Annotated in this window: 11 protein-coding genes, 1 rRNA gene and 1 other annotated feature; of the genes, 3 read left to right on the forward strand and 9 right to left on the reverse strand. The window is 35.1% G+C overall.

The annotated features are described in order from the left end of the window. The first annotated feature begins 304 nt into the window (after nucleotides 1-304). Nucleotides 305-1,213, forward strand: coding sequence for a helix-turn-helix domain-containing protein (locus ACKI3H_RS10995; RefSeq protein ID WP_407372283.1), 909 nt, complete (start codon nucleotides 305-307; stop codon nucleotides 1,211-1,213). 63 nt (nucleotides 1,214-1,276) lie between these two features. On the opposite strand, the gene trxA is transcribed toward ACKI3H_RS10995, so the two are convergent. The 4 genes from trxA to ACKI3H_RS11015 form a co-directional block, all read right to left on the reverse strand. After that, complete coding sequence (gene trxA, locus ACKI3H_RS11000) at nucleotides 1,277-1,588, reverse strand: thioredoxin (protein WP_407372284.1); 312 nt, start codon at nucleotides 1,586-1,588, stop codon at nucleotides 1,277-1,279. Nucleotides 1,589-1,685: 97 nt separating this feature from the next. Then, a complete protein-coding gene (locus ACKI3H_RS11005; protein ID WP_407372285.1) occupies nucleotides 1,686-4,052 on the reverse strand; it encodes an endonuclease MutS2 in 2,367 nt (788 codons plus the stop codon). 139 nt (nucleotides 4,053-4,191) lie between these two features. Beyond that, the gene (locus tag ACKI3H_RS11010; protein WP_407372286.1) at nucleotides 4,192-4,743 is read right to left on the reverse strand and encodes a CvpA family protein; all 552 of its coding nucleotides are present in this window, start codon (nucleotides 4,741-4,743) and stop codon (nucleotides 4,192-4,194) included. Between the two features lie 14 nt (nucleotides 4,744-4,757). After that, nucleotides 4,758-5,066 (reverse strand): cell division protein ZapA, encoded by a 309-nt coding sequence (locus tag ACKI3H_RS11015; RefSeq protein ID WP_407372287.1) that lies wholly within the window; start codon nucleotides 5,064-5,066, stop codon nucleotides 4,758-4,760. A 158-nt stretch (nucleotides 5,067-5,224) separates the two neighbouring features. Here ACKI3H_RS11015 and rnhC point away from each other — a divergent pair, with 158 nt between their 5' ends. Beyond that, nucleotides 5,225-6,163, forward strand: coding sequence for a ribonuclease HIII (rnhC, locus tag ACKI3H_RS11020; RefSeq protein WP_407372288.1), 939 nt, complete (start codon nucleotides 5,225-5,227; stop codon nucleotides 6,161-6,163). A 58-nt stretch (nucleotides 6,164-6,221) separates the two neighbouring features. Here the strand turns inward: rnhC and ACKI3H_RS11025 are convergent, their stop codons facing one another. The 4 genes from ACKI3H_RS11025 to ACKI3H_RS11040 form a co-directional block, all read right to left on the reverse strand. Further along, nucleotides 6,222-7,553, reverse strand: coding sequence for an APC family permease (locus ACKI3H_RS11025; RefSeq protein ID WP_407372289.1), 1,332 nt, complete (start codon nucleotides 7,551-7,553; stop codon nucleotides 6,222-6,224). 184 nt (nucleotides 7,554-7,737) lie between these two features. Continuing rightward, nucleotides 7,738-10,155, reverse strand: coding sequence for a phenylalanine--tRNA ligase subunit beta (gene pheT, locus ACKI3H_RS11030; RefSeq protein WP_407372290.1), 2,418 nt, complete (start codon nucleotides 10,153-10,155; stop codon nucleotides 7,738-7,740). Between the two features lie 4 nt (nucleotides 10,156-10,159). Then, nucleotides 10,160-11,206, reverse strand: coding sequence for a phenylalanine--tRNA ligase subunit alpha (pheS, locus tag ACKI3H_RS11035; protein ID WP_407372291.1), 1,047 nt, complete (start codon nucleotides 11,204-11,206; stop codon nucleotides 10,160-10,162). Nucleotides 11,207-11,295: 89 nt separating this feature from the next. Beyond that, nucleotides 11,296-11,543 (reverse strand) — a binding site (T-box leader). 77 nt (nucleotides 11,544-11,620) lie between these two features. Further along, nucleotides 11,621-11,980: a winged helix-turn-helix transcriptional regulator gene (locus tag ACKI3H_RS11040; RefSeq protein ID WP_407372292.1), complete on the reverse strand. Its 360-nt coding sequence runs from the start codon at nucleotides 11,978-11,980 to the stop codon at nucleotides 11,621-11,623. A gap of 323 nt (nucleotides 11,981-12,303) precedes the next feature. On the opposite strand from ACKI3H_RS11040, the gene ACKI3H_RS11045 reads away from it, so the two are divergent. Next, nucleotides 12,304-13,476: an alpha-hydroxy-acid oxidizing protein gene (locus tag ACKI3H_RS11045; RefSeq protein WP_407372293.1), complete on the forward strand. Its 1,173-nt coding sequence runs from the start codon at nucleotides 12,304-12,306 to the stop codon at nucleotides 13,474-13,476. A 229-nt stretch (nucleotides 13,477-13,705) separates the two neighbouring features. Here ACKI3H_RS11045 and rrf read toward each other — a convergent pair. Next, a 5S ribosomal RNA gene (rrf, locus tag ACKI3H_RS11050) occupies nucleotides 13,706-13,790 on the reverse strand; the annotation flags it as partial.

The raw sequence follows: 13,790 nt of genomic DNA on the forward strand, positions 1-13,790 counted from the left end.
TAAACTTAATACCGAAAGATCCATTTATTATCCAAAGAATTAGTAAGAGTAAGTCAAACAAACTCACTCTTACTAATCCGAAAAACTGACTAAGAATTAAGGAAATGCTAGAGTAACTGGTTTAACTTTCTACTAGCCACCGCCGCCGCCCATGAACCAGATTACCGGCAAAAATAATACTATTTTTTTTAATATCTTTTTCATGCAATCCCTCCTAACTTTGACTTAATTATAGCAAATGATTTATACTATTTTATATAATGTTCATATAATCACATTTTTTTATTAGGAGATGATTTAATTTATGACACATATTCGTCAATATTTTGGCAAAGACTTTAAAAAAATAAGAGAAAATAAAGGTTACACTCAACAATATGTGGCGAAAGAAGCTATGGCACGTTCTACTTATACAAAATTTGAATTGGATAGTATTATTCCAACCATTACTAAATACTTTCAAATTTTAAACAATTTAGATATGAGTCATGAAGAATTTAATTACATTCACAATCACTATCACTTAAAAGGAAAAGACGCTATTTTATATCAATTTAAAACAATGGCTGTAAATAACGATTTAACTACCTTGATGAAAGTTAGAGAAACAACAAAAAACTATTTAAATGAGCATGAGGATAACGTTGTACAAGATATTTTTTATATTTGTGATGCGCTCATCACCCTTTCAAAAACCAATGATCTATCACAAGCAGCACCTTATGCTGAAAAGGTTTGGCAACGCATTGCTCAGCTTGATAAATGGTACTTAATTGAATTGCGTTTGTTAAACAATATTCTTTTTTTCTTTAATTTTGATACTTCTCATTTCATTTCAAAACGCGCATTGCTGGAGTTAGAAAATTACCAACATTTTCATGAAGCAATAGAGTTGAAACTGGCTTACTCTATGAATCTCATTTATTTACTAATGGAAAATCATAATTACCAACCAGCGTTGGAAAAAGCAGATTCTTTGATTGCACTAAGCAAAGACAAAGGGAGGTACCGAATACTCGGTGTTGTATACGTACGAAAAGGCATTATATTAACTAAATTAAAAAAATCTACTGCTGAGACAGAAACCTGGACTCAAAAAGGCTTTAATTTATTGGAAGCGATTGAAGATTTTTCATTAATAGAAGAGCTAAAGAAAGAAGTTCTTTATTATAAGAATTCTCATTCAAAAAAAGTAATTATTAAAAATACCTAACTTTTAGCACAAACAACAAAAAAAAGGATCGAGACATTTTTGTCTCGATCCTTTTTTTGTTGTTTATTTGTATTTAGCGATAACATCTTCGATTTGTTCTTTATTGTGGTAACCAATTAATTTTTCAACAACTTCTCCATCTTTTTTGACTAATAGAGTAGGAATGCTCATAATTCCAAACGAACTTGGAACTTCTGGATTAGCATCAACATCCATTTTGACGATTTTTACTTCGTCCCCAATTTCTTCATCAAGTTCTTCTAATACTGGCGACTGCATGCGACAAGGCCCACACCATGTTGCCCAAAAATCTGTAATTGTTAAACCATCTTTAGTTTCTGTTTCAAAAGTTGCGTCAGTTACTGCTTGTACCATTGCTATTCCTCCCAAAGACATTTTTACAACTTATTAATAGTAAGTTATATTGTTTGTTCATTATATCAAAAATTACTTTTAATATCTACCCAAAAGCTTAAGATTTAAATTCTACGATTGTAGCACCATTTCCTCCTTGGTTAGGTGGAGCATAATGAAATTCTTTTATCGAGGGATGCCTTTTCAGCGCATCCGTTACACCTTGTCGAATAGCTCCAGTTCCCTTTCCATGTACTATAGTCACTTGAGGGTAGTTAGCTAAAAGAGCGGCATCAAGGTAACGATCCAATTCAGCTAAGGCATTTTCATACCTCTCGCCTCTTAAATCTAGCTGAGGCGAAACATGACTGTTTGATTCTGAACGTACTGATGCAATCATTTTACGATTCGGTTCTTTTTCTGGTTCAGTTAATGTTAAATCACTTTCTTTAAGTTTCATTTTCAACATACCCATTTGAACGACCCAATGATTTTTATCTGCTCGTTCCATTAACACACCTTTTTGGCCAAATGATTGAACTATCACATCATCTCCAGGTTTCATTACCTGTTTCGCTTTGGCTTTTTTTAACACCTTATTTTTGGCTAAAGCTTCTTCTTGCTTTAACCCAGACAGCTGTGTTTTTGCATCAATCAATTCATGTTCTTTTACATTTTCATAATGCCCTTGAATTTGTTTTTTGCGTAAATCTTTAATGATTTGATCAGCTGTCTCTTCTGTTTCCTCAACTAGATTATTAGCTTTCTCGCGTGCTTTTTTCATCAATTCTTCACGTTCAGCATAAAACTGCTGTACTGCCGTTTGTAGATCCGCATGCAATTGCTCTGCTTCATCAACGTAGTGACGCACTTCAAGGTACTCTGTTTCTGCCATTTTGCGTCTATTTTCTAAATCAGAGATCATTTCATTTAAGTTTTGACTTTCACCATCAATCAGTTGACGAGCAGAATCAATAACATCTTCGCTCAAACCTAATCGCTTAGAGATCTCAAAAGCATTACTTCGACCTGGAACACCTATCAATAATCGATAAGTTGGGCTGAGTGTGTCAACATCAAATTCCATACTCGCATTAATTGTTTGTGGACGATTATATCCATATGCTTTTAATTCAGGGTAATGAGAAGTCACCATAACATAACTGCCAACAGCACCAACCTTATCTAGAATAGCTATAGCAAGTGCAGCTCCTTCTTGAGGGTCTGTCCCTGCTCCTAATTCATCAAAGATAATCAAACTTTTGTTATCCATTCGATCTAGTATAGATACAATATTTGTCATATGAGAAGAAAAAGTACTTAAACTCTGTTCAATGGATTGTTCATCTCCAATATCAGCAAATATTTCAGTAAATAATCCAATTTGACTCTCTGGAGCAACGGGTATTTGTAATCCAGCTTGTCCCATTAATTGAAGCAACCCTAATGTTTTTAGGATAATCGTTTTCCCACCAGTATTTGGTCCAGTAATAATAACTGCTTGGTTTTCTCCACCAATTAAAATATCATTTGCGACTACAGTCTCTGGATCCAATAAAGGGTGTCTTGCACTCAATAGCTTCACTTCGTTATCTTCATGAATTAGTGGTCTATTTGCAGCCACGTTTTTTGCATAACTTGCTTTTGCACCAATAAAATCAAGCTTACCTAATAAAAACATGTTATTTAAAATATCTTTACTATACGGAGCAATTTCATTCGAAATTTCAGCTAAGATACGATCTACTTCACGTCGTTCCTCAATTTGAAGTTGGCGCAAGCGATTATTCAACTCAACTACACTTTGTGGTTCAACAAATAATGTTTGGCCTGTTGAACTTTGATCATGGACTACACCACCAAAATGACTACGGTATTCTTGTTTAACTGGAATAACATAACGATCATTACGAATAGTAATAATTGCATCACTTAAATATTGTGCACTTTTCCCGCGAACAATTCCATCGAGCTTTTCACGAACATTATTTTCTCCTCGTTTGATGCCAGTACGAATCCCTTTTAGAGCAAGACTTGCGTCATCTAGAATATGGCCATCTTCATCTACCGTTTCACGAATCAACTGATTTAAAGTTGGCGTTGTAACAAAGTTTTCAGCCAGATCATATAAGCGATTCATTTCAATACCAGATTCTTTTAAATTCTCAAAGAAACGGTTTAATTCAGAAGTAGTGCGCAAAATTTTTCCAATTTGAGCAATTTCTAATCCATTTAAACTAGCACCGATATCCAAGCGTTTTAAATGAGGACGAACATTTTGTAATTTGGGAATAGGCATGCTGCCTCTTAATTTTATAATTTTTGTACCATCTTCGGTTTCATCTTGCCATAATTCAACTTCTTCTTTATCAATTGAGGGAGCTAACGTTAAAGCTTGTTCTTTCCCTAAATCAGAAGCAGCAAAATTGGCAACTGCTTGGATAATTTTACTAAATTCCAATGTTTGAAGGATTTTTTTGTTCATCTATTTCACCTCTCATTTCATTATACTTTTATTACTAGCTTTATTTAATTGTAAAATAAAGTTTTCCTATCGTTCACATTAAGAAATCGTCCCCCTAGTTTAAGAGAAACGATTTTTTTTTACTATTTAACTATATTACTTACTTCAATGACGATTCTATCCACCAATTATACAGTTGTGCTGAAATGACTGGTGTATCTTCTACTATTGTACGTGCTAACCAACTATTACTAAATGCTTCTTGAATAGCATCTATCGGAACCATTGTTAATAAAAACAAAATGATAAAGATAGCGATATAAGAAACAATAACATTTAATAATGCTCCACCTAGCGAATTTAGTTGCTTGATAATTGGAATAAGCGTCACAGCATTTAGTAAGCCACCTATAAAACGAGTGATTAACCAACCTACAAATAAGATGATTATAAATGCGACACCATTATAAAAAGCACCATCTAGATTGAATCCTAAGGCTTGGTCATAAAAAACAAATTGACTACTCTCGGTAGCTGATGGATAAGGAACAATCAATTCTAAGTGTGATCCTAACATTTGATAATAATTTCTTGCCAATAAGTATGAAACAAAATAACCTATTGTAAAAACAAATTGAAGGACTAAACCTCTTCTAGCACCACTATAAGCTCCCATGGCTAAAATTAAAACTATAAGGACTGTCATTAACATACTACTTATCACCTTTATTCAGGAATTTGTTCTTCATTTATTTTAAATTCCTGATCTTTCTGTAAATTCTTTTCTAATTCTGCTATTTTTTTTTGCATAGCATCTAGTTTTATTTGTAGTTCAATTTGATCCGATACAGCATTAACCGCTACTAAAACTGCTCTACGTTCGGGGTCTAATCCTTTTGATAATGATTCAATTTGTTGCATTTGCTCATTTACCATTTTAGACACTGACCGCATGTGTTCTTCGGGTCTAGCTCCGATAATCGTATAGGGTCTTCCTGCTATTGTAGTTTTATATCGAATTTTCCCTTTTGACATGGCAGTCCCTCCTAAAAATTACATTTCCCTTATTTTACCATGAATCGCCTAATAGTTGCACTTTTTTTCATTTCATTTTAATATCTTGCCAATATCAAATGAAAATATGTGGTAAACTACAAGTTAGATGATTAATTAATGAAGAAATGAGTGACAGAATGTCTAATGAAGTACTATTAGTTTCAAAAAAAACCTTAACAGATATGAAACAATATTACACTACTTGCTTGAAATCCTCTACTCCTCCTGGTGCTTTTTTTGCTGCTAAAAAGGGAGCCGTAAACGTAACGGGATACAATTCTGGCAAAGTATTGTTTCAAGGTGCAGATTCTGAAAAAGAAGCTGCTATTTGGAAATCCAAAGCATCAATTGTCCCACCAAAAAAAAAAGAATCATCCGCTTCATCTTTGAATACCCCTTTACCAAAAGATTTTAGTAGTTGGTCAGTTATTGGTAGTGATGAAGTCGGAACCGGAAGTTATTTTGGACCATTAACGGTCGTTGCAGCTTATGCCGACCACTCTCAACTTGCTTTGTTAAAGGAATTGGGCGTACGCGATTCGAAAGATATGAAGGATTCAGAAATTATTCGTGTAGCAAAAGACTTGGTTACTTTCTTACCACACAGCTTATTAAATGTTATGCCTGAAAAATATAATACTATTCAACCAACTATGACACAAGGTAAAATGAAAGCTATTTTACATAATCAAGCTTTAGGTCATGTGCTTGAAAAAATCAGCCCTCAAAAACCAGATGGTATTTTAATCGATCAATTTGAACTTCCTGCAACTTATTTCAACCATATTAATGATCAACCAAAACAAGTAAAAGAGTCTGTTTATTTTCAGACTAAGGGCGAAGGCCACCACCTATCCGTAGCGGCGGCTTCTATTATTGCACGTTATGCCTTTTTAAAAGGTCTTGATGAATTGAGCGCAAAAGCAGGTTTCAAAATTCCATCTGGTGCCGGTAGCAATATTGATTTAGTTGCTGCAAAGCTTTTAAAACAAGGTGGAATCCCATTGCTTAGAAACTATGCTAAGTTACATTTTGCGAATACAGAAAAAGCAAAAAAAATTAGCGGTTTGCGCTGATTATACAACTAAAAACCTCCACTAGCTGAAGACCAGCAAATGGAGGTTTTTAGTTTCATTATTCTTTTTCAGGTATTCCGTATTTCTTTTTACAATAAAGATAAACAGGTATTCCAATAAGTGTTAGAAAAATCCCAATAAAGGCATTTCCTGGCTGAACGATTAAAGTATTAATGATAATGTATAATCCTCCAATTATAGCAACCAATGGAATAATCGGATATAAAGGAACCTTGTATGGTCGCTCAATGTCTGGCTGAGTTTTTCTTAAAATGATAACCGCAATAAATGTCAAAGTTATAAAAAACCAAATAACGAAAATAATTAAATCTGTCAGTTGATTGAATTGTCCTGTCAAAATCATTAAGATGGCAATTCCTAAGATAACTAGACCTCCGTTAATTGGTAAATTGGTTTTAGTGTTGACTTTGGCAAACCAGTTACTAAATGGCAACATTTTTTGAGTTGCTAACGCATAAGGAACTCTTAGTCCAGAAATGATATACCCATTTATTCCTCCGAATACAGAAATCAATATTCCTATCGTTACTAATTTGCTCCCAATCCCATCAAAAAGATGTGAAGCAACTAGAGCTGCCGGTGTATCCGTTCCAGCTAGCTGAGTACTGTCTAAGACAAACAAATAAGCGATATTTGTTAATAAGTATACGGCCATGACGATTGATAATCCACCAATAATCACTTTTGGTAGCATTTTACCAGGACTCTTCATTTCTCCAGCAAGCGTCCCTACATTAATCCACCCATCATAAGCGAATAAAGTTGCAATAAGAGCAGAACCAAAACTAGTCAAAACTGGATGACTTTCTACTGAAAGTGGGATCAGTCTTACTACACCTCCACCAGGATAAAGCAACCCTGCTACGATAATAACTAAAAGAGGAATCAACTTCAAAATAGTGGCCGCTGTTTGAATCCGCCCACTATATTTTGTTCCTAAAAAATTTACGCCCATTAAAAAAATAGCTGTTATAATAGCTGTCGGTACAATCACATTATCGGATAATGTAAATAAATTAACAAATTGAGTAGCAAAAATAATAGCTAATGCTGCTATATTCGCTGGGTAATAGATAATCATCTGAGCCCATCCGACTAGAAAACCTAACCATCGTCCATATACTTTTTCTAAATAAATCATCATTCCGCCTGTTTGAGGATAAATTGTTCCAATTTCAGCAACTGTCAGACCACCAGCCATTGTGATGATTCCAGCTACAAACCATGCTAATAAACCTAAACCTGGAGCACCAGCTGCGCCATAAACAGCTGTTGGTTTAAAAAATATACCTGCCCCTATTACTGTTCCTACTAAAACAGTCAACGCCGTTATTCCACTTACTTCTTTTTTTAACTCGTTCTTCCTCATATAGTTCCCCCTGAATTATCTTTTCCTAGATAGCAAAAAGATAGAATAATCATTTGTGTTTAGTGCTTGTTAGCATAACAAAAAAGCCTTGCTACTAGCAAGACTCTTTTTGTTATTTTTCCAAAAATGTGGTCAACATTTAAACACTCAATTCATTGGATTGACTTAATCATTCCAACTAGACTTAGCGTACAACGACTTGATATTCTTCTATTAACGCACTTGTTACTTTATCATAAGCTTTTGCCACTTCTTCTTCCACCATTGTTGCAGTAGGATTTAAATAGGAAAGTGTATAAGCCATTGATTTCTTGCCCTCTTCAATATTCTCGCCTTGATAAATATCAAACAACCGTACGCCAACTAAATATTTGCCGCCTTTTTTGTAAATTAAATCTACTAATTGCTGATTTGTAATAGTCTCATCTACTAATAAAGCGATATCCCTCGTCATTCCTGGAAATTTCGGAATAGCTTCGTAGACAGTTGATTCTTTTTCAGCTTCTACAATAGCCTGTAGATTTATTTCAAAACCGTACGTTTCATCTAATTCATACGCTTTTGCTGCCAAAGGATGAATTTGACCAGCAAATCCGATTTCCTTTTCTCCTACGTAAAGAGCTGCTGTCCGTCCTGGATGCATTCCATCACGTTGTTTGTCTGCAACAAAAGTGACCTTCTCAGTTAAACCATATGAAGCTATTAACTTTTCTAAAATACCTTTTAGAACAAAGAAATCAACTTTTTTTGGTTGACCTTTCCAATCTTTTTCCAGTAAAGATCCAGTCAACACACCTGCCAAATGTTCTTCTTCGATTGGTAATACTTGACTTGACTCTTTATAGAATACACGGCCAATTTCATATAAAGCGACGTTTTTATTTTTACGTGCTTTATTGTAACTAACATCATCTAATAAACCACTTAATAAATTCATTCTTAATGTACTACGATCTTCACTCATAGGCATTTCTAACTGTGTTGCTTTACTCTCACGCATCATGTATTGAGTTGCTTTTTCTGGAGTTGTTAATACATAACTGATGGCTTGTGATAACCCTGCTCCTTCTAAGAAACGGCGCGTATGACGTACGAGACGCTGTTTACTATTTAAAGCTGCAGGCTGAGCTGGACTTGTTGGTAAAGTCGAAGGTAAATTATCGTAACCAAAAATACGAGCCACTTCTTCCACTAAATCTGCTTCAATTTCAATATCCCAACGGCGTGGTGGAATAGCTACTTCAAATAAACCCTCTTTTTCTAGAACGTTAAATCCTAAACGGTCAAAAATTGCTTTCACTTCTTCAATAGTAATAGACGTTCCTAATGAACGGTTGATTCTACTTAATGTAATAGAGACAACTTTGTCTTTGATTTCCAAAACAGACTGAGAAGACGTTCCAGCTACTACTGTTCCACCAGTTAATTCAGCTATTAACGCTGCTGCATGATCTCCAGCAGTTGTAATCGTAGAAAGATTAATTCCTTTTTCAAAACGCGAACTTGATTCACTTCTCAAGTTGTATCTTTTAGCCGTTTTACGCACTGAAATTGGATTGAATACAGCTGCTTCTATTGCAACTGTTACAGTGGTGTCCTCAATTTCTGAATCCAACCCACCCATTGTTCCTGCCAACGCTACCGGGATAGAACCGTTTGTGATTACTATATCTTCAGAAGTTAATGAACGTTCTTCTCCATCTAAAGTGGTTAACTTTTCTCCATCATTAGCCTGGCGAACGACGATTTCTTTTGATTGCAATTGATCGTAATCAAATGCATGTAAAGGTTGTCCATATTCTAATAGAATATAATTTGTAATGTCTACTACATTATTCAACGGACGAATGCCTGCATTCATTAATTTTGTTTGCAGCCACATTGGGCTTTCGGAAACTTTAACATTTTTGATAATCCGAATATTATAACTTGGTGTATCTTCACTATTTTCTACAGTCACATTAAGATAGTTTTCAACTGAATCTGTTTCATCTTCAGTTAATTCAAAAGATGGAAATTTAGGCTGTTGATCGTATATTGCTCCAACTTCATAAGCAACACCACGCATACTTAGTGCATCTGCACGGTTAGGTGTGATCGATAATTCTAGAATCGAATCATCCATTGCAAGATAAGGAAACACAGGCTCTCCTGCTACTGCATCTTCCGGCAAGATATAAATGCCATCTTCATATTTTTTTGGAATCACTTTTTCAGAGAAACCCAATTCAGCTAATGAGCAGATCATTCCATTTGATACTTGACCACGCATCTTACCTTTTTTGATTTTTACATTTCCAGCAATACGAGATCCTGGTAATGCCACAATAATTTTTTGACCAGCTGCAATATTAGGTGCGCCACAAACGATTTGAGATAATTCTTCTTCTCCGATATCTACTTGACAAACATGTAGATGATCAGAATCTGGATGGTTCACTACTTCTACCGCATGACCAACAACAATTTTTTTCAATCCAGTTTCTGGTATATTGATGTCTTCAATTTCAATACCTGTTCGTGACATTTTATCTGCTAATGCTTCAGGTGTAACTTTTGATAAATCTAAATATTCTTTCAACCATTGATAAGATACATTCATAGTCTTACTCCTTTACTTTGAATTGATTTAAGAAACGAACATCATTTTGATAAAAATGACGAATATCATCAATTCCGTATTTTAACATTGCTACACGATCAGGACCTAAGCCAAATGCATATCCACTATAAACCGTTGCATCAATTCCAGACATTTCAAGCACGTTTGGATGAACCATACCCGCACCTAAAATTTCGATCCAGCCAGTATGTTTACATACATTACAACCTTTTCCACTACATTTGAAACAACTAACATCTACTTCCACAGAAGGTTCAGTGAACGGGAAGTAACTAGGACGTAACCGTATTTCACGCTCTTCACCAAATAGTTTTTTTGCAAACACTTCTAACGTTCCTTTTAAATCTCCCATTGTAATATCTTTAGCAATTACTAAACCTTCCATTTGATGAAATTGATGAGAGTGAGTTGCATCATCGCTATCTCGACGATAAACTTTACCAGGACTGATCATTTTCAATGGACCATTTGAAAAATCATGTTTATCCATAGTACGAGCTTGAACGGGTGAAGTATGCGTACGTAATAAAATTTCATTTGTAATATAAAAGGTGTCTTGCATATCTCGAGCAGGATGATCTTTAGGCAAATTCATTCGTTCGAAGTTGTAACTATCTTCTTCGACTTCTGGTCCTTCTATAATTTGATAGCCCATTCCAATAAATAAGTCTTCGATTTCTTCGATTATTTGAGTCAATACATGTGATTGACCAACAGCTACAGAGCTGCCAGGCAACGTTACGTCAATGGTTTCACTTTCTAAATCACGATTGATTTTTTCCATTTCTAATCGTGCTTTTTTTGTTTCTAAGTGTGAAGTAATTTCATTTCTAACTTCATTTACAAGCGCACCTAAGATAGGACGTTCTTCTGGAGAAACAGTCTTCATTCCTTTAGATATTTCAGTAATTGGGCCTTTTTTTCCTAAGTAGGCTACACGTACTTGATCAAGTTCTTTTAAATCTATGGCGGCTTCGATTTTTTCTACAGCTTCCTTACTTAACAATTGTAAATTGTCTTTTAAGTCCATTTTAATTCCCCTTTAAATAAATTTATCATTGCAACGCTCACTGAATCTGCTTCAAGCTATTTTAAAGCACACAAAAAGCCTAATCCCTAAAAAGGGACGAGGCTACGTTCGCGGTACCACCCTTGTTTGAATAATGCTTACGCAAAATCCACACTTCATTTACATAACGGCGTATACCGGAACTTTATTCATTACCTTTAACTAGCTAAGTGTAATTCCCAAAGTCAACTCAGGAAGTGAACGTTCATTTGGTTTTCTAATTCAAGTGTTTTCAGCCAATGACACTTGCTCTCTGGTTTAGACAATCCAAATTACTCTTTTCCATCACAGTTTTTAATTATTCATTTTTTACATACTAATTTAGTTTAACGTAATCTTGACTTAAAGGTCAAGTACTTTCCAATAAGATTGTGTTTATTCCTCACAAATCCATTCATCAGCCCAAGTTTGAACATCAGCCATCACTACTTTTAAAGCCTGACCTTTTTCAGTTAAGCTATACGCCACTCTCATCGTCGCGTCTGGATCAACCGTACGCGCTACAAGACCTTCTTGTTCAAGCTCTTTTAGTCGTTCGACCAATACGCGATCGCTTACGTTTGGAATAGTAGCTGCTATATCTTTAAAGCGCTGAGGACCTTCTAATAACACTTCAATGATAAGTCCCATCCATTTTTTACCTAAAATGGCAAATGTATGTTCAAATTTAGGGCAAATCTTTTTTTGCCTAGATTCACAATAGACATTTTTTTCTTCATCTTTAATGGTTATCATATCTTCTTCACCTCTTTCATAACATTATAGCATTATTGGTTATAAATAGTAAGTAATCCACCACCATTTGTCAACCTTTTTTTTAATCAATCGTCATAATTAGACAAATTTTTGTCAATATTGAAAAATAACGTTCCTTCGAAGTAATAAATCTTTTTTTATACACTCTTATTTATTTCAATTTTAGCTGTAGCAGAACAATATTTCAATGCAATAAGCAATTTCTCATTAAATTAATCTTATTTTCTCTTAAAAATTGAATTTTTCTTTTGGAGTGGTAAACTTAGACCTATCATCAAATACAACTTTTTGGAGGGAATATCATGACAGAGATTGAAAAAGACGTACAAATAAATCATTCCTTAGATAATATAGAAGAAGAATCAGCATCCGCCAACAAAGTTCCTTATAAGGCAAGTGAAGCGGAAAAACCATTAGATATCATAAATGTTTTTGATCTCGAGTTAGAAGCTGAAAAAGTCATTCCAAAAGGCGGCTATGGCTACATTTCTAGTGGTGCTGGAGACTTGTGGACAATCAAACAAAATATTGAATCTTTTAATCATAAACTAATTGTCCCTCGTGTATTAAAAAATATTGAGCACCCTGATCAGCGTACTTCTGTTTTTGGAAGCGAGTTAGCTACCCCAATCATTATGGCTCCAGTCGCTGCTCATGGTCTTGCTAATGTAGCAGCTGAACCAGCTACTGCAAAAGCTGTGGCTGAATCTGGTTCTATCATGACTATTAGCTCATATGCCAATAAACCATTCAAAGAAATTTCAACAGCCGGAGCTGGTGCTCCACAATGGTTCCAATTTTATATGAGTAAAGACGATGGCATTAACAGAGATATTTTGGATGAAGCTAAAGCTAATGGAGTAAAAGCAATCGTATTAACAGCAGATGCAACTGTTGGAGGAAATCGTGAAGCCGACAAACGAAATGGTTTTGTTTTTCCTTTAGGTATGCCAATCGTTCAAGCTTATCAATCAGGTGTTGGACAATCCATGGACTCTGTTTATGGCTCTTCTAAACAAGTACTTAGTCCTAAAGATGTTGAATTTATTGCATCTTACTCTGGTTTACCTGTATTTGTTAAAGGCGTTCAATCAGCAGAAGATGCTATAATCTCTCTTGCTTCTGGTGCCGGTGGTATCTGGGTAACTAATCATGGCGGACGTCAATTAGATGGCGGTCCTGCTGCGTTTGATTCATTACAAGGCGTTGCTGAAGCAGTTGATAGGAAAGTCCCTATTGTTTTTGATAGTGGAGTACGTAGAGGTCAACATGTCTTTAAAGCTTTAGCTAGTGGTGCTGATTTAGTTGCAATTGGTCGCCCAGCTATTTATGGTTTAGCTTTAGGCGGTTCGCAAGGTGTTAAATCTGTTTTCGATCACTTTAAACATGAACTTGAGATTGTTATGCAGCTTGCTGGGACCAAAACAGTTGAAGATGTTAAGAATACTGTTTTGTTAGATAACCCTCGTGCGTAAACTTTAAACATAAACGTATAAAGACACCTTGGATAATGTAATATTCAAAGTGTCTTTTTGTGGATTAGAAAGTATTAGCGGTAGTCCCATGCTTTTCAAGCAAACCCGTCCATTCCAGAAGAAATGTCATTTTGAAGTATCCACACGATTTGTCAAATAATCATTTGTTAATAAAACTTAACAACAAATACAAAAAAGACATCATCCGGAGATGATGTCTTTTTGATTTGCGTGGCAACGTCCTACTCTCACAAAGGGAATCCCTTCACTACCATCGGCGCTAAGAAGCTTAACTTCTGTGTTCGGCATGGGAA

It is taken from the genome of Carnobacterium sp. (genome assembly GCF_045617425.1).
Lineage (GTDB): Bacteria > Bacillota > Bacilli > Lactobacillales > Carnobacteriaceae > Carnobacterium_B.